The 18,113-nt window shown below is 61.0% G+C and carries 19 protein-coding genes; 11 read left to right on the top strand and 8 right to left on the bottom strand.

Annotated elements, in window-relative coordinates; genetic code table 11:
* Nucleotides 1-26: 26 nt before the first annotated feature.
* Together CLV41_RS08635 and CLV41_RS08640 are read right to left on the bottom strand one after the other, a co-directional pair.
* A complete protein-coding gene (locus tag CLV41_RS08635; protein ID WP_103221899.1) occupies nucleotides 27-944 on the bottom strand; it encodes a methylated-DNA--[protein]-cysteine S-methyltransferase in 918 nt (305 codons plus the stop codon).
* A 95-nt stretch (nucleotides 945-1,039) separates the two neighbouring features.
* Nucleotides 1,040-1,501 (bottom strand): Lrp/AsnC family transcriptional regulator, encoded by a 462-nt coding sequence (locus CLV41_RS08640; RefSeq protein WP_103221900.1) that lies wholly within the window; start codon nucleotides 1,499-1,501, stop codon nucleotides 1,040-1,042.
* 128 nt (nucleotides 1,502-1,629) lie between these two features.
* On the opposite strand from CLV41_RS08640, the gene rocF reads away from it, so the two are divergent.
* From rocF to CLV41_RS08655, 3 genes are all read left to right on the top strand, one after another.
* Nucleotides 1,630-2,571: an arginase gene (rocF, locus tag CLV41_RS08645; protein ID WP_103221901.1), complete on the top strand. Its 942-nt coding sequence runs from the start codon at nucleotides 1,630-1,632 to the stop codon at nucleotides 2,569-2,571.
* A gap of 10 nt (nucleotides 2,572-2,581) precedes the next feature.
* A complete protein-coding gene (locus CLV41_RS08650) occupies nucleotides 2,582-3,667 on the top strand; it encodes an ornithine cyclodeaminase (protein ID WP_103221902.1) in 1,086 nt (361 codons plus the stop codon).
* A 139-nt stretch (nucleotides 3,668-3,806) separates the two neighbouring features.
* Complete coding sequence (locus tag CLV41_RS08655) at nucleotides 3,807-4,355, top strand: hypothetical protein (RefSeq protein ID WP_103221903.1); 549 nt, start codon at nucleotides 3,807-3,809, stop codon at nucleotides 4,353-4,355.
* 45 nt (nucleotides 4,356-4,400) lie between these two features.
* Here CLV41_RS08655 and pyrF read toward each other — a convergent pair whose 3' ends face one another.
* Together pyrF and CLV41_RS08665 are read right to left on the bottom strand one after the other, a co-directional pair.
* A complete protein-coding gene (gene pyrF, locus CLV41_RS08660) occupies nucleotides 4,401-5,141 on the bottom strand; it encodes an orotidine-5'-phosphate decarboxylase (protein WP_103221904.1) in 741 nt (246 codons plus the stop codon).
* 80 nt (nucleotides 5,142-5,221) lie between these two features.
* Complete coding sequence (locus CLV41_RS08665) at nucleotides 5,222-6,070, bottom strand: SDR family NAD(P)-dependent oxidoreductase (RefSeq protein WP_103221905.1); 849 nt, start codon at nucleotides 6,068-6,070, stop codon at nucleotides 5,222-5,224.
* A 141-nt stretch (nucleotides 6,071-6,211) separates the two neighbouring features.
* Between CLV41_RS08665 and hisB the strand changes: the two genes are divergently transcribed.
* From hisB to coaA, 8 genes are read left to right on the top strand one after another with little or no spacing between them, the layout of a single operon-like run.
* Nucleotides 6,212-6,805 carry an imidazoleglycerol-phosphate dehydratase HisB gene (gene hisB / locus CLV41_RS08670; protein ID WP_103221906.1) on the top strand — a complete coding sequence of 198 codons (594 nt, stop codon included), beginning with the start codon at nucleotides 6,212-6,214 and terminating at the stop codon, nucleotides 6,803-6,805.
* Nucleotides 6,806-6,819: 14 nt separating this feature from the next.
* Nucleotides 6,820-7,320: a DUF2628 domain-containing protein gene (locus CLV41_RS08675; RefSeq protein ID WP_103221907.1), complete on the top strand. Its 501-nt coding sequence runs from the start codon at nucleotides 6,820-6,822 to the stop codon at nucleotides 7,318-7,320.
* The gene (gene hisH / locus CLV41_RS08680; protein WP_103221908.1) at nucleotides 7,317-7,970 is read left to right on the top strand and encodes an imidazole glycerol phosphate synthase subunit HisH; all 654 of its coding nucleotides are present in this window, start codon (nucleotides 7,317-7,319) and stop codon (nucleotides 7,968-7,970) included. Before CLV41_RS08675 ends, hisH begins: the two co-directional genes overlap by 4 nt.
* Nucleotides 7,971-7,991: 21 nt before the next feature.
* Nucleotides 7,992-8,279, top strand: coding sequence for a DUF1330 domain-containing protein (locus CLV41_RS08685; RefSeq protein WP_103221909.1), 288 nt, complete (start codon nucleotides 7,992-7,994; stop codon nucleotides 8,277-8,279).
* Between the two features lie 6 nt (nucleotides 8,280-8,285).
* Complete coding sequence (gene hisA / locus CLV41_RS08690; RefSeq protein ID WP_103221910.1) at nucleotides 8,286-9,029, top strand: 1-(5-phosphoribosyl)-5-[(5-phosphoribosylamino)methylideneamino]imidazole-4-carboxamide isomerase; 744 nt, start codon at nucleotides 8,286-8,288, stop codon at nucleotides 9,027-9,029.
* Nucleotides 9,026-9,805 (top strand): imidazole glycerol phosphate synthase subunit HisF, encoded by a 780-nt coding sequence (hisF, locus tag CLV41_RS08695; RefSeq protein WP_103221911.1) that lies wholly within the window; start codon nucleotides 9,026-9,028, stop codon nucleotides 9,803-9,805. The genes hisA and hisF overlap by 4 nt, the downstream gene beginning before the upstream one ends.
* 17 nt (nucleotides 9,806-9,822) lie before the next feature.
* A complete protein-coding gene (locus CLV41_RS08700) occupies nucleotides 9,823-10,146 on the top strand; it encodes a phosphoribosyl-ATP diphosphatase (RefSeq protein ID WP_103221912.1) in 324 nt (107 codons plus the stop codon).
* Nucleotides 10,147-10,192: 46 nt separating this feature from the next.
* Entirely contained in the window at nucleotides 10,193-11,158 is a 966-nt protein-coding gene (coaA, locus tag CLV41_RS08705) for a type I pantothenate kinase (RefSeq protein ID WP_103221913.1), read from the top strand.
* A gap of 91 nt (nucleotides 11,159-11,249) precedes the next feature.
* On the opposite strand, the gene CLV41_RS08710 is transcribed toward coaA, so the two are convergent.
* The 4 genes from CLV41_RS08710 to CLV41_RS08725 form a co-directional block, all read right to left on the bottom strand.
* The gene (locus tag CLV41_RS08710) at nucleotides 11,250-12,941 is read right to left on the bottom strand and encodes a methyl-accepting chemotaxis protein (protein WP_103221914.1); all 1,692 of its coding nucleotides are present in this window, start codon (nucleotides 12,939-12,941) and stop codon (nucleotides 11,250-11,252) included.
* Nucleotides 12,942-13,546: 605 nt separating this feature from the next.
* Nucleotides 13,547-15,238: a methyl-accepting chemotaxis protein gene (locus CLV41_RS08715; protein WP_103221915.1), complete on the bottom strand. Its 1,692-nt coding sequence runs from the start codon at nucleotides 15,236-15,238 to the stop codon at nucleotides 13,547-13,549.
* A 194-nt stretch (nucleotides 15,239-15,432) separates the two neighbouring features.
* Nucleotides 15,433-17,268 (bottom strand): VHL beta domain-containing protein, encoded by a 1,836-nt coding sequence (locus CLV41_RS08720; protein ID WP_103221916.1) that lies wholly within the window; start codon nucleotides 17,266-17,268, stop codon nucleotides 15,433-15,435.
* A 224-nt stretch (nucleotides 17,269-17,492) separates the two neighbouring features.
* Entirely contained in the window at nucleotides 17,493-18,050 is a 558-nt protein-coding gene (locus CLV41_RS08725; protein WP_103221917.1) for an ActR/PrrA/RegA family redox response regulator transcription factor, read from the bottom strand.
* Nucleotides 18,051-18,113 lie beyond the last annotated feature (63 nt).

Genomic DNA, 18,113 nt, shown 5'->3' on the forward strand with positions numbered 1-18,113 from the left:
GTTTTCCGTTCGATCCGGCGAATGCCTCAAACACACTCCAGCACCGGCCCGGACAAGCCGCTTTCCCAGCCGAGAATGGCGCGCTTGCGGGTGAGGCCCCAGTGGTAGCCGCCGAGTTTACCGCCCTTGGCGAGCACTCTGTGGCAGGGAACCACGAAGGAAATCGGGTTGCGGCCGACCGCCGTTCCGACGACCCGTGACGCCTTGGGGCTGCCGATGCGCGCTGCGACATCGGAATAGGTGGTCACCTGTCCCATGGGAATGTTCAGGAGCGTCTGCCAGACCCGGATTTCGAAATCCGTGCCGATCATGACGATGTTCAGGGGCTGGTCCTGTTGCCATTTTTCCGGATCGAACACGCGGCCGGCATAACCGGACGTCGCCTCCTGGTCCTGAACATAGCGCGCCGCCGGCCAGCGGCCGCTCATGTCCTCAAGGGCGGCCTGTTCCTCGCCCGGATCGGCGAAACCGAGCCCGGCAAGGCCCTTGTCGGTCGCCATGACGAGAACCTGGCCGAACGGCGAGGGATGAAAGCCATAGGCGATCGTCAGCCCGCCGCCCCGATTCCGATAGTCGCCAGGGGTCATCGCCTCGTGGGTAACGAAAAGATCGTGCAGCCGGGACGAGCCGGACAGGCCGACTTCATAAGACGCGTCCAGAACGCTGGCTGAGTCCCTCAGAAGTGCCTTGGCGTGGTCGAGCGTGATCGCCTGCAGAAACTGTTTCGGCGTCAGGCCGGCCCAGCGCGAGAACACCCTTTGCAGCTGGATCGGCTGCAGTCCCGCTTCCCTGGCCAGTTGTTCCAGTGACGGCTGGTCGCGCCAGTCCCTGGTGATCCGCTCCAGTGTCCGGCGGACAACGGCATAATGCTCGGCGGCCTCCTCGCCGACCGAGATCGGCCTGGGGTCCGGCGCAAGGCCGGCAAGATCGATGGCTTTGGTCATGTCGGTTGCTTCACTTTTTGAATTCCGGTCCGATCCTAGCCGCCGCCGGGGGCGGGCGCGACCCGATTTGCGAGAACTCGGGACTGGCCGCGGACTTACCCCGTTTCCCGTTTGAATTCGCTTGGCGAAACCGCAGGTCCCTTGCGCGTGGTCAGAAGCAGATTGGTTTCCGTTGCCGCGATGCCGTCGATCAGCCGGATCCTGTTCAGCGCATCGTCGAAAGCGGAAAGGTCCCGCGTCGCGACATCGAGGACAAGATCCCATTTGCCGTTGGTGGAATGAATGGCCCGGACCTCAGCCATCGCGCTCAGGGCGCGGATCGCGGGATCGGTGTTTCGCCCGTCCACCACGACGAGGGTGACGGCGCGGATCGGCAGGTCCCGCCAGTCATCGCGCAGAACCGCGGTGAAGCCGAGGATTTCACCCGTCTCCACAAGCTTCTCCATCCGTGCGCGAACGGTGGCGCGGGTGACTTTCAGATCGCTTGCCAAATCGGATACCGATCTCCGGCCATCGTGGCGAAGCAAGGCTATCAAACGCAGGTCCAGATCGTCCATTTTATCACTTTGATCAATTGTACATATCAGAATGGTAATTATGATTACTCAATTGATCAAGTGACCGGATTTACTCCGCCGCGATATTTCCGCAGGATTGCAACACTCGGATTCAGGCGGAGAATGATGTGAACGTTGCCAGGAAACAGATCGTGCTGGTCGGTGCACCCGTTGACGAAGGCGCGGGACAGCGCGGCTGTCTCATGGGCCCTGACGCCTATCGCACCGCAGGCCTTGCCGGCATGCTTGAGGCGCTGGGCCACACGGTCGCCGATCACGGCAACCTTGCTCCCGCCGAAGTCGGCCCCCTCCGCGCTCCCAATCCGGTCCTGAAGAATTACCGGGCCTATGTCGGCTGGACGCGGGCGCTTCATGACAAGGCCGCCGGTCTCGGTGCCGCATCCGTCTTTCCGATCTATCTGGGCGGCGATCATGCCATGGCCGCGGGCTCGGTTTCCGGCCAGGCAAGGGCCGCGGCGGCGCGGAACCGTCCGCTCTTCGTTCTCTGGCTCGACGCCCATTCGGATTTTCACACCCTTGAGAGCACCGCCAGCGGCAATCTGCACGGCACGCCGCTCGCATTCCTGTGCGGGCTGCCCGGTTTCGACGATCTGCTCGGATCGCCGCTCGAACACACGCTGAAGCCGGAAAATGTCGAGATTCTTGGGGTCCGCTCCATCGATCGCGAAGAGCGCGACATGCTGCGCGGTCTCGGCGTCGGCGTCAGCGATATGCGCCGGATCGACGAGGAAGGCATCGCGCCGCTGCTGAGGCCGTTCCTGGAGCGGGTGCGGGCCGCCGACGGCCTGTTGCATGTCTCTCTGGACGTTGATTTTCTCGACCCGGAAATCGCCCCGGCCGTGGGGACAACCGTCCCGGGCGGGGCGTCCTTCCGCGAGGCGCATCTGGTCATGGAAATGCTGCATGACAGCGGCCTCGTGACCTCCCTCGATCTCGTCGAACTCAACCCTTTCCTGGATGAACGCGGAAGAACCGCGCGTCTGATGGTCGATCTGGCCGGCAGCCTTTTCGGGCGCCGTGTCTTCGACCGGCCGACAAGAAGTTTTTAAAGGACAAAAAATGCAACGCGGAACCATCGATCTGAAACCGTCCGACCTCGCTTACGTGCCGTTTGTCAGCGTTGACAACATGATGCGCAATGTGCGCGCCGTCGGTGTCGAAACCTTCCTGCGCGGTCTGGCGGACTACATCGAACAGGATTTCCTGCGCTGGGAAAGCTTCGACAAGAAACCGCGTATCCCCGCGCATGCGCCGCAGGGTGTGATCGAGCTGATGCCGACCAGCGACGGCGAGACCTTCGGCTTCAAATATGTCAACGGACATCCGGGCAACACAAGCGAAGGCCTGCAGACGGTGACGGGTTTCGGCGTCCTCGCCAACCTGAAGACCGGCTATCCGGTCCTCTTCAGCGAAATGACCATCCTGACCGCCCTGCGCACGGCGGCGAACTCGGCACTGGCCGCGAAATACCTGGCGCCGCCGCGCGCGACCACCATGGCCGTGATCGGCAATGGCGCCCAGTCCGATTTCCAGTGCCTGGCTTTCAAGGAACTGCTCGGCATTACCGAAATCCGCGCCTTCGACATCGAAAAGGCAGCCAGCTTGCGCCTTGCCCGCAACCTGCTGGACTCCGGCCTGAACGTAACCATCTGCAAGACGCCGGAAGATGCCATCGAAGGGGCGCAGATCATCACAACGGTGACGGCGGACAGGAAACGGGCCACCATCCTGACGGACAACATGGTCGGGGCGGGCGTGCATATCAACGCGGTCGGGGGCGACTGTCCAGGCAAGACCGAGCTGCACAGGGACATCCTTCTGCGCTCGGACATCTTTGTCGAGTTTCCCGACCAGACCCATATCGAGGGAGAATTCCAGCAACTCGACCGGGACCATCCGGTCACCGAGCTCTGGCAGGTCTATTCCGGCAAGGCCCCGGGCCGCACCTCCGACGGCCAGATCACCCTGTTCGACAGCGTCGGCTTCGCCATCGAGGATTTCGCCGCCCTGCGCTATGTGCGCGATCTCCTGCCGAAAACCGGTCACTTCGAAAAGCTGGATCTCCTGGCCGATCCGGACGACCCCCGCGATCTCTACGGCATGGTGCTGCGCTCCGCCGCCTGCGATGACGACAAGGCGGCATGAGCCGGTACATGCGGTACTGGGCAGCTTGCTCCGTCCCGGAGCGATGAAGATAAAATCTTCCGGGCAGAGTGCTTTAAATCTTAAGAATATCCATGTTGAAAGAACGCTCTTTCAACGTCAGGTCACCTGAGGATATTCCATGAATTTCAGATCTCTTGCTCTCCTGAGCCTTGCGTGCTGCACGGCCTCTGTCGCCCAGGCCAGCGAAGAGTATTTCACCTACAAGGACTGGACTGTCCTGGTTGAGACGGTGGATACGGGAGAAGATCTGCGAACCACATGCCGGATGTGGACAGGCGGTGACGGCGATCCGACGGTTGGTTTTTCCATCTCCAACGGCGACGCGCTTCCGCCAGACTTCTTCCCGGGCGTCCAGCTCTCCGAACATGCCTTCCGCGGTCAGGCAACCGTCTTGCAGAACGATCAGAAGGTGAACTTCGTCTTCGATGACGGCGACAGCGCGCAGGCGGCGGTTTTTGCCGGTTTCGATGAAGACGGATTTGCGTTCGCGGAGACAAATTTTCCCTTTGAGGACAATCAGCGTGTTCTGCAGGCGATGCAGCGCAACGGCCAGATCGACATCGTGGGACCGGGCGGCCTTGTCTACACCGCCTCGCTGAACGGCTTCACGGCATCCTATCGCAAGGTTGCCGAGCAATGCGGTTTCACGGTCGAGGGCGTGCTCTAAGGCCTGTCGCGTTCAAGCGGATTCATGAAATGAAAGCGACATCCTCTAGGCCGGAACAGCTTCCAGCGCCGCGTCGATTTCCGCGACGACAGCCTCGGCCGCCCCGGCCGGGTCCGTGGCCTGGCTGATAGGCCGGCCGACGACCAGATAGTCGCTGCCGGCCCGCACGGCGTCGGACGGGGTCATGACGCGGCGCTGATCGCCGGCCGCACTGCCCGCCGGTCGGATGCCGGGGTTCACGATGACCAGCTCGTCGCCCAGGATCGGCCGCAACCTCCGGGATTCGGTCGCGGCGCAGACGATCCCGCCCATACCGGCGGCTTTCGCGTCTCCGGCGCGTGCTTCCACCACGTCCGCGAGCGGGCCGCGGTATCCGGCGGCATGAAGGTCCGCTTCATCCATCGAAGTCAGGACGGTCACGCCCAGCAGGCACAGATCCGGATTGCCCTCTTCCGCCAGCCCTTTGACCGCCGCCCGCATGGTTTTCGGATAGGCATGCAGTGTTACGAAGGTCATCCCCATCTTGGCGACGTTGCGCACCGCCTTGGTGATGGTGTTGTCGATGTCGTGCAGTTTGACATCGAGAAAGATTTTTATGCCTTCCGCCGCCAGGTCGCGCGCGAATTCCAGCCCGCCCGCGAATTGCAGCTCCATGCCGATCTTGTAGACGCCGACCTTGCCCTCGGTCTGTTTGACCAGATCTTCCGCTTGACCGACCGTGGGAACGTCCAGGGCAAACACCAGACGGTCGCGCGAGCTTGTGGGTGCGAAGCGGCTTTTCGGCATGATTCGGTTTCCTGACTGCAGCTGGAGAATGACGCGTTCTTACCATTCCATCGCCTCGGACACCAGAAGCAGCCTGGAACCTAGTTTCCGCCGGATTTCTCGAATTCCTTAAAGGCGTCCTTGTAGTCCGCATGCCAGCGGGAGAGCGGCGGCCGGTTTTCGGTAATATCGCCGATCGCCCATTTGGCCCGCAACCGGTCCCGGGCGCTGTCGACGTCGTTGTCGGGGCACAGGATGTAGAAATCGTCGGCCGACATGCGTTCGATGAAATAGTCGACCGTCTGCGCGCTGGTCCAGGCGGCCGCAGGTTTTTCCTTGTGATTGCCTGCGGTTATGCCCGTAAAGGTGAAGCCCGGCACGAAGAGATGCACCGAAATCGGCGCACCGGCCTCCCGCAATTCATGCGCGAGCTGCTCGCTGAGCACCTTGACCGCCGCTTTCGTGACATTGTAGCCCGGATTGCCCGGCGGTGTGGTGATCCCCTGTTTGGAACCGGTGTTGATGATCACCGCGGGACGGCCGGCATCGACCATGCGCTGTGTGAATGCCTGAACCCCGCGCAGGACACCGAAGAAATTGACGTCTATCAGCTTCGACCAGTTGTCGGCCTGTCCCCACGCCGTGGTCGGCAGGCTGATGCCCGCATTGTTCATCAGGACCGCCACCGGTCCGGTCGCGAATGCCTTGCCGGCGAGTGCCTCGACCTGGGCCGTGTCGGCGACATCGGTGGGAACGGCGAGCACCTCGGCACCCGGTTTCGCGGCGGCGCGCACCTTCGCGGTGGCTGCCTCGAGGGCCACACCGGGAAGATCGGCGAGAATGACACCCAGACCCGCCTCGGCGAAACGGATGGCCGCTGCCAGTCCGACGCCGCTCGCGGCGCCGGTCACAACCGCAAGGCCACCTTCTGAAACTGCTTTTTTGTACATGGACGATCTCTCCTGCATTCGGGTTTGAACAGGGGCGGTCGGGCAACCGCTGGAACTTTCGCGTCGAAGTCTCTATTTCATTAGGCGGTTCAGGCTGCTACAACACCGCCGGTTCGCCACCCTGAACGAGGACAACAGCTTATGCGCACTGCGAGCGTATCGCGCGATACGAAAGAAACCCGCATTTCGGTTGAAATCAACCTGGACGGCACGGGCGCGTATGACGTCCAGACCGGCGTCGGCTTTTTCGACCATATGCTGGAGCAGCTTTCGCGCCATTCGCTGATCGATATCAAGGTCCGCGCGGACGGTGACACGCACATAGATTTTCACCACACGGTTGAGGACACCGGCATCGCGTTGGGCCAGGCGGTTTCCGAGGCGCTGGGCGATCTGGCGGGCATCAACCGCTATGCCGACACCCACCTTGCCATGGACGAGGCCCTCACCCGCTGCGCTCTCGATGTGTCCGGCCGGCCGTTCCTGGTCTGGGACGTGACCTTCGACCGGGACAAGATCGGCGAATTCGATACGGAGCTGTTCGAGGAGTTTTTCCGGGCTTTCGCGATGAATGCCGGCATCACCCTTCATATCGCCAATCTTTACGGGTCCAATTGCCACCATGTCGCGGAAACCTGCTTCAAGGCCGTTGCCCGCACGCTGCGCAAGGCGGTTGAAATCGATCCCCGGCAGGCGGACCGGGTTCCGACCACCAAGGGCCGGCTCGGCAGCTAGGACGGAATTGGCGAATGAGCACCTATATCGTGATGGCGCCGCCGGAATTTGAGAACCTGGCGGGAGATCCCCGTCAGTCCGACCGGCTTGCGTTCGTGCCGGACGGATTCTCGTTCCTTGCCTTTTTCTTTTCGCCCATCTGGCTGCTGGTGCACCGCATGTGGCTGATCCTGCTCGCATATCTGGCGGTGACACTCGTCATCGAAGTGTTGGCGCAGTTTGTTAGCAGCGGGGCCATGGGACTTGCGGCGCTGATTGTCTCGATCCTGTTCGCACTGGAAGCGCAGGCGCTGCGCCGCTGGTCGCTGGAACGCAAGGGCTGGCGCGTGGTCGGCATTGTCGAAGGCAAAGGTGTGGCCGAAGCCGAATTGCGCTTTCTGCACAAGGCCGGCGAAATGGCGATATCCTCCGGAACCGGACAGGAACTCCGGCGTCCCGCCCCGGCGCCGATCATCCCCAGGGTCGGCAGCGAGCAGGTCGTCGGCCTGACGCTCGGTCCGGAGACCCGTCAATGACAATTGCGATTATCGACTACGGGTCGGGCAATCTGCGCTCGGCGGAAAAGGCGTTCGAGCGTGCGGCCCGCGCCCATGCCCATGTGCCGGACGTGATTGTGACCGCCGATCCGGAACGGGTTCTGAAGGCCGATTATGTGGTCTTGCCGGGCGTCGGCGCCTTCGCGGACTGCAAGCGCGGCCTCTGGGCGGTCGACGGCATGCCGGAAGCGCTGGAAGAGACTGTCCGCGTCAGGGGCAAACCGTTTTTCGGCATTTGCGTCGGCATGCAGCTCATGGCTGGCCGTGGTCTTGAATTCGAGACGGTCGAAGGCCTCGGCTGGATCGAAGGCGACGTCACGGCGATGAAACCCTCCGATCCGTCCCTGAAGATCCCGCATATGGGCTGGAACACCATCAACCTCCGGCCTGGAGGCCATCCGGTGTTCAAGGGCATCGACACGGGTCCGGACGGTCTGCACGCCTATTTCGTCCATTCCTATCACCTTGAATGCGCCGATGAGACCGACCGGCTGGCGACCTTCGACTATGCCGGAACGTTCACGGCGATGGTGGCGAAGGACAACATGATCGGAACCCAGTTCCACCCGGAAAAGAGCCAGCGTCTGGGCCTGGAGCTGATCGCCAATTTTCTGGACTGGACGCCGTAAAAACCATTTTGGGAGACAGACATGACAAAGGCCTACTGGATCGCGCGGGTGGATGTGAACGACCAGGACGGATATCCGCAATATGTTGAAACGGCGAAACCGGCCTTCGAAAGGTTCGGAGCGGTTTTTCTGGTGCGCGGTGGCAAGACCAACGCCATCGAGGGACCGGGACGGGCGCGCAACGTCGTTATTGAATTTCCCAGCTTCCAGCACGCCGTCGATTGTTATAATTCGCCGGAGTACCAGGAGGCGGTGAAAATCCGTCAGAAAGTTGCCGATGGCGAAATCGTCATCGTTGAAGGAATTTAAGATAACATGATCCTCTTTCCCGCCATCGATCTGAAGGATGGCCAGTGCGTGCGCCTGAAGCTTGGCGACATGGACCAGGCGACCGTCTTCAACGACGATCCCGGCGCCCAGGCGAAAGCCTTCGAGGACCAGGGCTTCGAATGGCTGCATGTGGTCGATCTGAACGGGGCCTTCGCCGGTGAAAGCGTCAACGGTGCGGCGGTTGACGCCATTCTGTCGGCGACGAAGAACCCGGTGCAGCTCGGCGGCGGGATCAGGACCCTGGATCATATCGAGACCTGGCTCGGCAAAGGCATCACGCGGGTCATTCTCGGGACTGTCGCGGTGCGCGATCCGGATCTGGTGAAAGAGGCCTGCCGCAGGTTTCCCGGCAAGATCGCTGTCGGCATCGACGCCAGGGGCGGCCGTGTCGCCGTTGAAGGCTGGGCGGAAACCTCGGAACTCACCGCCGTGGACCTTGCCAGACGCTTCGAGGATGCGGGTGTTTCGGCGATTATCTACACCGATATCGACAGGGACGGCGTTCTCAAGGGTCTCAACATTCCCTCGACGCTTGAACTGGCCCGGTCCGTCTCCATCCCCGTCATCGCGTCCGGGGGGCTTGCCTCCATTGAGGATATCCACCGTCTGCTGGAGCCGGATTGCGGAATTCTTGAAGGGGCTATCTCCGGCAGGGCGCTTTATGACGGGCGTCTGGATCCGAAAGAAGCGATGGCGCTGATCGCGGCTCGACGGAGCAAAGCCTCATGACTTTGAAGGCCCGTGTCATTCCCTGCCTCGACGTGAAGGACGGCCGCGTCGTCAAGGGTATCAACTTTGTCGATCTTGTGGATGCCGGCGACCCGGTGGAGGCGGCCAAGGCCTATGATGCCGCCGGGGCTGACGAGCTGTGCTTTCTCGACATTACCGCCAGTTACGAAGGCCGCGACACGATCTTCGACGTGGTGCGCCGCACCGCCGAGGCCTGTTTCATGCCGGTAACCGTCGGCGGAGGCGTGCGCACGGTCGAGGATATCCGCAAGCTCCTGATCGCCGGCGCGGACAAGGTGTCCATCAACACCGCCGCGGTGAACAATCCCGATTTTGTCCGCGCGGCGGCCGAGAAGTTCGGCGCGCAATGTATTGTGGTGTCGATCGACGCCAAGCAGGTCAACGCTCCGGGCGAGCCGGAGAAATTCGAGATCTTCACCCATGGCGGGCGCAATCCGACCGGCATCGACGCGGTGGAGTTCGCCAGAAAGGTTGTCGAACTCGGCGCCGGCGAGCTTCTGGTCACCTCCATGGACAGGGACGGCACCAAATCCGGCTACAATATCGCGCTGACACGGGCGATTGCCGATGCGGTGCCCGTGCCCGTCATCGCCTCCGGTGGCGTCGGTACTCTGGACCATATGGTCGAAGGTATCCGGGACGGCCACGCGACCGCGGTTCTGGCGGCTTCGATCTTCCATTTCGGCGAATTCACCATTCAGGAAGCCAAGAAGCACATGGTCTCCGGCGGTGTGCCGATGCGTCTCGATGCCTGACTTGAGGACCTAGCCAAATGACCAAGTTCACTCTGGACGATCTGGACGCCATAGTGGCCGCACGTGCGAAAAGCGGTGACGAGACATCCTACACGCGCAAGCTCGTCAGCAAGGGCGTGGCCAAATGCGCCCAGAAACTGGGAGAGGAAGCTGTAGAAGCGGCGATTGCCGCGGTCCGCGAGGACCGCGAGGAATTGACGGGCGAAGCCGCCGATGTGCTTTATCATTTGCTGGTGGTTCTGAACGTGTCCAATGTTCCGCTGGGGGATGTTATGAAGGAACTCGGCAGGCGTACGGGACAGACCGGACTTGAGGAAAAGGCGTCCCGGCCCCAGGAATAACAACCGTTTCCGGCGGTCAGCCGCCGCAGCAGGGACTGCGATAGAGATGGATCAGAAAGTCGCCACGGCCCTGGACATGGATTTGTCCCCTTACCGGGTGTTCACCGAACGCCAGTGGGCCCGCTTGCGGGCCGACACGCCGATGACCTTGTCCGCCCATGAGGTCGCCCAACTTCAGGGCCTGAACGCGCCGATGTCCATTGAGCAGGTCGAGACGATCTATCTGCCGCTGTCCCGGCTGCTCGCCTTTTATGCGGAAGCCACGGTGAGCATTCACCAGGCCACCCAGAATTTTCTCCAGACGCGAGACGGCAAGACACCCTTCATCATCGGCGTTGCCGGATCTGTGTCCGTGGGAAAATCCACGACGTCCCGTGTGCTGCGCGAACTTCTGGCCCGCTGGACGCCAAGTCCCAAGGTGGATCTGATCACCACCGACGGGTTCCTTTACCCGAATGCGATCCTGGAAGCCGAGGGGCTGATGTCCAAGAAGGGCTTTCCGGAGAGTTTCGACCGGCCCCGGTTGCTGAAATTCCTGTCCGACATCAAGGCCGGCAAGCGCCATGTCAGGGCTCCGGTCTATTCGCATTTCTATTATGATGTCATGCCGGGTCATACGGTGACAGTCGACAGGCCGGACATCCTGATCGTCGAAGGTCTCAACGTCCTTCAGACGCGGGAACTGCCCAAGGACGGCCGTGCGGTGCCGTTCGTTTCGGATTTCTTCGATTTCTCGGTCTATATCGATGCGGACGAAAAACTGCTGCGCAAGTGGTATGTCGACCGGTTCATGCAGTTGAGGGAGACGGCCTTCCGCGATCCCGGTTCCTACTTCCACAAATATTCCCGTATTTCGGATGAGGAAGCGACGCAGACCGCCCACCGGATCTGGAACGAAATCAATCTGGTGAACCTGCGCGAAAACATCCTGCCGACCCGGCCGAGAGCCGATCTGATCCTGTCGAAAAACGCCAGCCACCGGATTTCCAAGGTGGCGCTGCGCAAGATCTGAAACTCTCCCGGTCGGCGATCCGCCGATCCAATGCAAAACGCCCGCGGCTTTTCAGAGCCGCGGGCGCTTTTTGTCGGGTATCGGTCTTCTGTCAGGCGGCGGAGCGCTTGCTGACTTCCTGCAGGAAGTTGGCGACCTGGCTGCGCAGCATGGAAGCGTTTTCCTTCAGCTGTTGGGCGGAGGAATCCACCTTCTCCGCGGTGTCGCGGGTGTTTTCGGAAGCTTTCGAAACCGATTCGATGTTGGTCGTCACCTCGACCGTGCTGCGCGACGCCTCGGTGGCGTTGCTTGCGATTTCCTGCGTGGCGACCCCCTGCTCCTCGACAGAGGAGGCGATGGAAGAGGCGATTTCGTTCATGTTGTTGATGATCTCGGTCACCGACGAGATCGCGCTTGCGGCGTGGCCGGTCTCTTCCTGGATCGCGGTGATCTGGCTGGAGATGTCCTCGGTCGCCTTCGACGTCTGCGTCGCGAGTTCCTTCACCTCGGAGGCAACAACCGCAAAGCCCCTGCCGGCTTCGCCGGCGCGGGCGGCCTCGATGGTCGCGTTGAGCGCAAGCAGGTTGGTCTGCTCGGCGATTGCCTGAATGAGAGTGACGACCTCACCGATCCGGGTGGCGGCTTCCGACAGTCCGTTCATGCGCTGGTTCGTCGATTGGGCTTCGCCCGCGGCTCGGGCGGCAATTTCGCTGGAAGCCTGAACCTGCCTGCGGATCTCGTTGACCGAAGCGGACAGTTCTTCCGCGGCGGCGGCAACCGTTTCCACGTTGTGGGACGCCTGGGAGGACGCGCTGGACACGAGGCCGCTCTGCTCGGTTGTCCGGGCGGCAACGCCGGTCATGTCGCTCGAGGCCGCTTGCAGGTTCTCCACCGAGCTGTCGATGATGCTCATCATCTCCGTGATCTGGCGGTCGAACTCGCTGCTGAGTTGCTGGATTTCCGCCCCCCTGCGAGCAGCGTCCTCCTGAGCGTTGTTCTGCTGGTCTTCAAGTTCGCGCCGGGCGGATTCGTTGCGGACGAAGACCTCCATGGCTGCAGCCATCTGGCCGATCTCGTCACCGCGGTCAGTTCCTTCGATCACGATATCCGTATTGCCGTCTGCCAGGGTACTCATGTTCGCTGTCAGAGCGCGCAGCGGCCGGACGAGGCTGCGGATCGCGAAATAGGCGATCGAGCCGGCCAGCACCGCGCCGATGAGGGTAAGGGCGATGATCATGATCGCCTGGTTCCAGAACGCGGCTTCCAGATCGTCGGTGTAAACGCCGGTGCCGATCATCCATTGCCAGGGATCGAATGCTTTGGCGTGACTCCATTTTTCGATCGGCACATCGTCGCCGGAACGTGGCCACAGGTACAGCAGGTTTCCGCCACCGTTGCGGCCCAGCTTGACGAGTTCAGGAATGATTTTGACGCCGTTCGCATCTTTGAGGCCCGACAGATCCGTGCCGATGAGAGAGGCTTTGGCATGGGAAACGGCAATGGAGTCATAGTTGAAAACGAAGATATAGTTTTCTCCGTTCTCGAACCGCATTGCAGAAATCGCTTCGACCGCGCGTTGCTGCGCTTCCTCTTTCGAAAGGTCGCCTGACTTCTCCAGTTCGTGATAGCGCTCGGCAATCTTCGTCGCGGTATCGGTGATATCGGCGATCTTGACCAGACGCTCCTCAAGCATGGCATCCTTGAGTGAGTTCAGTGAAATGCCCGCAAGTGCAATTGAGAAAATGGCGATAGCGAGGACTGGAGTAGAGATTTTCCAGGCCAATGGCCAACGTGCGAATGACATGACAGGTTTTTCCTCTCGGTTTACTTAACCAAGAGGAGTGGGCGAAATACATGACTAAAGATTTAAAAACCGGGGTTCACCCAAATTAAATTTGGTTAATAGGCAAAAATGACAATAAAAATATTGCCAATCCTAGGTATTCAAAAAATGAATTCTTCTCATAATTGCTGTATTTCATCGGCGGGTGCAGAAAATGTCGGATCCTGCCTCTTCTCCGGGGACACCGAAGGCGCCGTCTGAAACGATCTGCTGCGGAAGGGCGCAGGTTGCCACGAACAGGCGCACCGGATTGGCGCTTCCGCTCAGCGAAACCGCGTATGCGGGGAGGCCTTCCACGGCAATCTACAGTTCGCTCCGACGGATCATCTCTTCCCAGAGCGGATCGCTCATTTCGATGATGTCAGGACGGGTGTGAAACGGGCATGAGCAGCATAGTGCCGTATGTGCGATCTCCATCGGAACGCTGGATCGACCTGCTTTCATTCAATTGAAGGTCGCGCTGCGCAAGATCTGAAACTCTTCGGGTCGGCGATCCGCCGATCCAATGCAAAACGCCCGCGGCTTTTCAGAGCCGCGGGCGCTTTTTGTCGGGTATCGGTCTTCTGTCAGGCGGCGGAGCGCTTGCTGACTTCCTGCAGGAAGTTGGCGACCTGGCTGCGCAGCATGGAAGCGTTTTCCTTCAGCTGCTGGGCGGAGGAATCCACCTTCTCCGCGGTGTCGCGGGTGTTTTCGGAAGCTTTCGAAACCGATTCGATGTTGGTCGTCACCTCGACCGTGCTGCGCGACGCCTCGGTGGCGTTGCTTGCGATTTCCTGCGTGGCGACCCCCTGCTCCTCGACAGAGGAGGCGATGGAAGAGGCGATTTCGTTCATGTTGTTGATGATCTCGGTCACCGACGAGATCGCGCTTGCGGCGTGGCCGGTCTCTTCCTGGATCGCGGTGATCTGGCTGGAGATGTCCTCGGTCGCCTTCGACGTCTGCGTCGCGAGTTCCTTCACCTCGGAGGCAACAACCGCAAAGCCCCTGCCGGCTTCGCCGGCGCGGGCGGCCTCGATGGTCGCGTTGAGCGCAAGCAGGTTGGTCTGCTCGGCGATTGCCTGAATGAGAGTGACGACCTCACCGATCCGGGTGGCGGCTTCCGACAGTCCGTTCATGCGCTGGTTCGTCGATTGGGCTTCGCCCGCGGCTCGGGCGGCAATTTCGCTGGAAGCCTGAACCTGCCTGCGGATCTCGTTGACCGAAGCGGACAGTTCTTCCGCGGCGGCGGCAACCGTTTCCACGTTGTGGGACGCCTGGGAGGACGCGCTGGACACGAGGCCGCTCTGCTCGGTTGTCCGGGCGGCAACGCCGGTCATGTCGCTCGAGGCCGCTTGCAGGTTCTCCACCGAGCTGTCGATGATGCTCATCATCTCCGTGATCTGGCGGTCGAACTCGCTGCTGAGTTGCTGGATTTCCGCCCCCCTGCGAGCAGCGTCCTCCTGAGCGTTGTTCTGCTGGTCTTCAAGTTCGCGCCGGGCGGATTCGTTGCGGACGAAGACTTCCATGGCTGCAGCCATTTCACCGACTTCGTCACCGCGGTCCGCGCCGATGATTTCAATATCGGTATTGCCTTCGGCGAGCCGGCTCATGCTGCGGGTAAGGGAGCGCAAGGGTCCGACGACACTCCTGAAAGACAGGAATGCAATTGCGCCCGCAGCCAGGAAGCCGACAACCGCGAGAGAAATGACGATCAAGGCCCGGCTCCAGTAGGCATTCCTCAGGTCTTCGATGTAGACACCTGTTGAAATGCTCCATTGCCAGGGTTCGAAGCCCTTGGCATAGGCCCACTTCTCGATAGGGGTTTCCTCGCCTTTTCGGGGCCAGTGATATGTTACGAAGCCACCACCGGCGCGAGCGGCACCAATCAAATTTCCGTTTATGTCAACGCCGTTGATGTCTTTCAGGCCGGATTGATCCGTGCCAACGAGTCTCGCAAGCGGATGGTACACCATGACCGAGTTATAGCTGGTGACGGACATGTAGTTGGAACCATCCTCGTAGCGCATCGCTCCAAGCGCTTCGATCGCACGCTCCTGAGCCTGCTCTTTCGTCAGAGCTCCGGATTTCTCGTGTTCATGATACCGCGCAACAATGGTTTCCGCTGTTTCCGCGATATCGCGGATTTTCGCCAGGCGTTCGTCCAACATCGCGGTGTTGAGCGAATTGAGCGACACGACACAAAGCGCGACCGCGAACACCGCGATGACGGCGACCGGAGCGCAGATTTTCCAGGCCAGGGGCAAACGTAAAAAGGACATGGTTTTCTTCCGTTCGGGAACATTGAGGCAGGGACTAACGGAGAAAGCTGACCAAATAGATAATTAGGGCCCGATCAAAATCAGAAAACATTCTGATATTGTGATAAAAATCAATGGTATAAATACACAATTTTCCAAAACACTCGACTGTCTTGGAAGGTTTTGACCGAATTCGGAAAACGGTGTGTCGCAGATCATCGGCGGGCGCAGAAAACCTCCCTGAGGCCCGGACGCGACCAGGTCGCGTTCTGGATCTGGCCTTTCAACACATGTCCCTGCGATTCGAAGTAAAAGGTGTTTGCGCTGCCTGCCCGCGGCAGGGTCACGGCGCCATATCCCATTTCCGCGACAGTTGCGCTTTGCCCGTCCGGAGAAAAGACCACATTCAGGTCGATACCGGTGGTGCACAGATAGTCGGCGACATTCGTGCGGGCGGCCTGCTGTCCGATAGCGGGCTGATTGGCACTGCCGACATCGCCGGGCGGCACAGGTCCTGCCGGAAAGCCGTTGTTCTGCGGGGCGTTCGGAAATCCCCCCGGATCGCCGAACGGATTAGTGACATTGCCACCGCCAGGATTGAAATTCGCGGGACCGTTGATGACGACTTCCCGATAAGGGGTCTTTGTCACATAGACCCCGCGGCATTCGCCGTTTGCACCGCGGACGGACCAGGCATGCGATACATAGGTCTGCTGCTCGAGAATTTGTCCCGGCTCGAGACGGGCATAGGGCCGCTCTCCACCGCGATAATCGATCCAGTGAACTTCAATCGGCTGGCGGCTGGCATTGCGGAAGACGATCTGGCCGGGACGGACGGCTTCCACGGACCGGATGCGGCCGAGCTCGGCGCAGGAAACGTCGGACCCTGCCTCTTCCCCCGGAACACCGAAGGCGCCGTCTGAAACGATCTGCTGCGGCGGGGCGCAGGTCGCCACGAACAGGCGCACCGGATTGGCGCTTCCGCGCAGCGAAACCGCGTATGCGGGCAGGCCTTCCACGGCGATCGACAGTTCGCTCTGGCGGATCATCTCTTCCCAGAGCGGATCGGCCATTTCGATATTGACTTCCGGCAGGGACAGGCCGGCCTCGTTTGACGCCGAGGAGCCAAACGCGTTGTAGCTGCTTTCGAAGTCACCGGCGGTGATACGCACGGCCTGCGGCATCCCTTCGAGAAGTCCGGCGGGGGCCTGCTGGAACGTCAGCCTGGCGAAGCCGGACTGGTTGCTGCATTCGGCCCGGAAATCCCGGTCGTCCGTCTGGTCAACCGTATGCTGCAGAACGGTCAGGGATCCCGGCTGACTGCCCGGTTCCGCGAACCATTGCCGGTCTTCCCTCGGCGTAACGAGCACCGGTTGGGCATTTCCGCTTCCGCCATCTGAAAGTCTGTCGCGGACGATCGTCTCCAGATCACCGGAAATACGGGCCGTTTCGGTGCCTTCCTGGTCCGGGGTCGAAATGGGTGTGTCCACCCGCTCAAGAGGCTCCAGGCCGCCGGGCTCGGCCGGAGGGCTGATCTCGGTGATGGTGGCGTTGCTGTCGTCCACCGGCTTGCGGGAGGAAGGCGTCTCCGTTTGCGGCCGGGCGGCGGTTTCAGGTGAAGTGCTTGACACGGGCCCGGCGGCCGTTCCCGAGTTGGTTCCGACCACGCGCGCCGCGGCGCCGGGTTTACCGTCGCTGGAGACATCCACCACCAGCGTGTTGCCGCTGCAGATATCCGCGTCACGGTGCAGGACGCGGCTGTTTTCAAGAGTGACTTCCAGCTTCACGTCACAGGGCGGCAATTTATTGTCGCTGCCCATCGTGTCGATGACGACGCCCTTGCCGTCCCGGCTGATGATCGGCCGGTACTTCTTGTTGACGGTAATCGAACGGATGCCGGGTTCCGGCGGTTCCACGTTGACGCGCACGGTTTCCGGAACGGACTGGGCGTGGGCAACAAGGCCGGAAAACGGCAGGAAAAGACCGCCAACCGCGAGTAAGCCGGATGTCAGCACGGGTGCGAAACGGGCATGAGCAGCATAGTGCCGCATGTGCGATCTCCATCGGAGCGCTGGATCGACCTGCTTTCATCTGCATGAAGGCCGCAAGTCGATCGATCTGAAATTATTGGAGCGTCTTATCCGCACTGACCGGATTGCAGGATGCTCCAGGGAACCACCGAACGGGATTACTTAGGCAAAGTGGCGCGGAAAGGGCAACCCTGCAACCGGACAACACCGGCCGTGACCTGGGCTGTCCTCAAATTTCCCCGGTTTCAGCGCGGCGCGCGTTTGGCGAGAATCCGCTGCAGCGTGCGCCGGTGCATGTTGAGCCGCCGCGCGGTTTCCGAAACGTTGCGGTCGCAGAGCTCATATACACGCTGAATGTGCTCCCAGCGCACCCGGTCGGCCGACATGGGATTTTCGGGCGGCTGCGCCTTGTCTTCCGGTTTGCGGGCCAGGGCGGCGAGGATGTCTTCGGGATCCGCGGGTTTGGCCAGATAGTCGATCGCTCCGAGTTTCACCGCGGTCACGGCCGTGGCTATATTGCCGTATCCGGTCAGGACGATAGCTCGGGCATCCGGCCGTTTCTGATGGATCTTTTCAATTACGTCCAGACCGTTTCCGTCCTCCAGCCGCATGTCGACAATCGCGTAAGCCGGGGCATGACGGGCGATCTTGATCGCCGCATCCTGGACACCATCCGCCGTTTCCGTTTCAAAGCCGCGCTTTTCCATGGCGCGCGCCAGTCTTTGCTGAAACGCCTTGTCATCGTCCACGATGAGCAGGCTCATGTCTTCCGTGGCGGGAAAGGACGTATTCTGATCCGTCATGTCGCGTTACCGTATATTCTTGCGTGTGCGGCGACCGGTCTTCGGTACACGGCACATCGCGTC

Source organism: Roseibium marinum, from assembly GCF_002906165.1.
GTDB classification, from domain to species: domain Bacteria; phylum Pseudomonadota; class Alphaproteobacteria; order Rhizobiales; family Stappiaceae; genus Roseibium; species Roseibium marinum.

Bases quoted from the DNA above. Each gene is read 5' to 3' on its own strand.
- hisF (WP_103221911.1), top strand. From the start codon at position 9,026: ATGACTTTGAAGGCCCGTGTCATTCCCTGCCTCGACGTGAAGGACGGC.
- CLV41_RS08700 (WP_103221912.1), top strand. From the start codon at position 9,823: ATGACCAAGTTCACTCTGGACGATCTGGACGCCATAGTGGCCGCACGT.
- CLV41_RS08715 (WP_103221915.1), bottom strand. From the start codon at position 15,238: ATGTCCTTTTTACGTTTGCCCCTGGCCTGGAAAATCTGCGCTCCGGTC.
- coaA (WP_103221913.1), top strand. From the start codon at position 10,193: ATGGATCAGAAAGTCGCCACGGCCCTGGACATGGATTTGTCCCCTTAC.
- CLV41_RS08635 (WP_103221899.1), bottom strand. From the start codon at position 944: ATGACCAAAGCCATCGATCTTGCCGGCCTTGCGCCGGACCCCAGGCCG.
- CLV41_RS08720 (WP_103221916.1), bottom strand. From the start codon at position 17,268: ATGCGGCACTATGCTGCTCATGCCCGTTTCGCACCCGTGCTGACATCC.
- CLV41_RS08710 (WP_103221914.1), bottom strand. From the start codon at position 12,941: ATGTCATTCGCACGTTGGCCATTGGCCTGGAAAATCTCTACTCCAGTC.
- CLV41_RS08675 (WP_103221907.1), top strand. From the start codon at position 6,820: ATGAGCACCTATATCGTGATGGCGCCGCCGGAATTTGAGAACCTGGCG.
- CLV41_RS08685 (WP_103221909.1), top strand. From the start codon at position 7,992: ATGACAAAGGCCTACTGGATCGCGCGGGTGGATGTGAACGACCAGGAC.
- CLV41_RS08665 (WP_103221905.1), bottom strand. From the start codon at position 6,070: ATGTACAAAAAAGCAGTTTCAGAAGGTGGCCTTGCGGTTGTGACCGGC.
- CLV41_RS08650 (WP_103221902.1), top strand. From the start codon at position 2,582: ATGCAACGCGGAACCATCGATCTGAAACCGTCCGACCTCGCTTACGTG.
- pyrF (WP_103221904.1), bottom strand. From the start codon at position 5,141: ATGCCGAAAAGCCGCTTCGCACCCACAAGCTCGCGCGACCGTCTGGTG.
- hisA (WP_103221910.1), top strand. From the start codon at position 8,286: ATGATCCTCTTTCCCGCCATCGATCTGAAGGATGGCCAGTGCGTGCGC.
- hisB (WP_103221906.1), top strand. From the start codon at position 6,212: ATGCGCACTGCGAGCGTATCGCGCGATACGAAAGAAACCCGCATTTCG.
- CLV41_RS08725 (WP_103221917.1), bottom strand. From the start codon at position 18,050: ATGACGGATCAGAATACGTCCTTTCCCGCCACGGAAGACATGAGCCTG.
- hisH (WP_103221908.1), top strand. From the start codon at position 7,317: ATGACAATTGCGATTATCGACTACGGGTCGGGCAATCTGCGCTCGGCG.
- CLV41_RS08655 (WP_103221903.1), top strand. From the start codon at position 3,807: ATGAATTTCAGATCTCTTGCTCTCCTGAGCCTTGCGTGCTGCACGGCC.
- CLV41_RS08640 (WP_103221900.1), bottom strand. From the start codon at position 1,501: ATGGACGATCTGGACCTGCGTTTGATAGCCTTGCTTCGCCACGATGGC.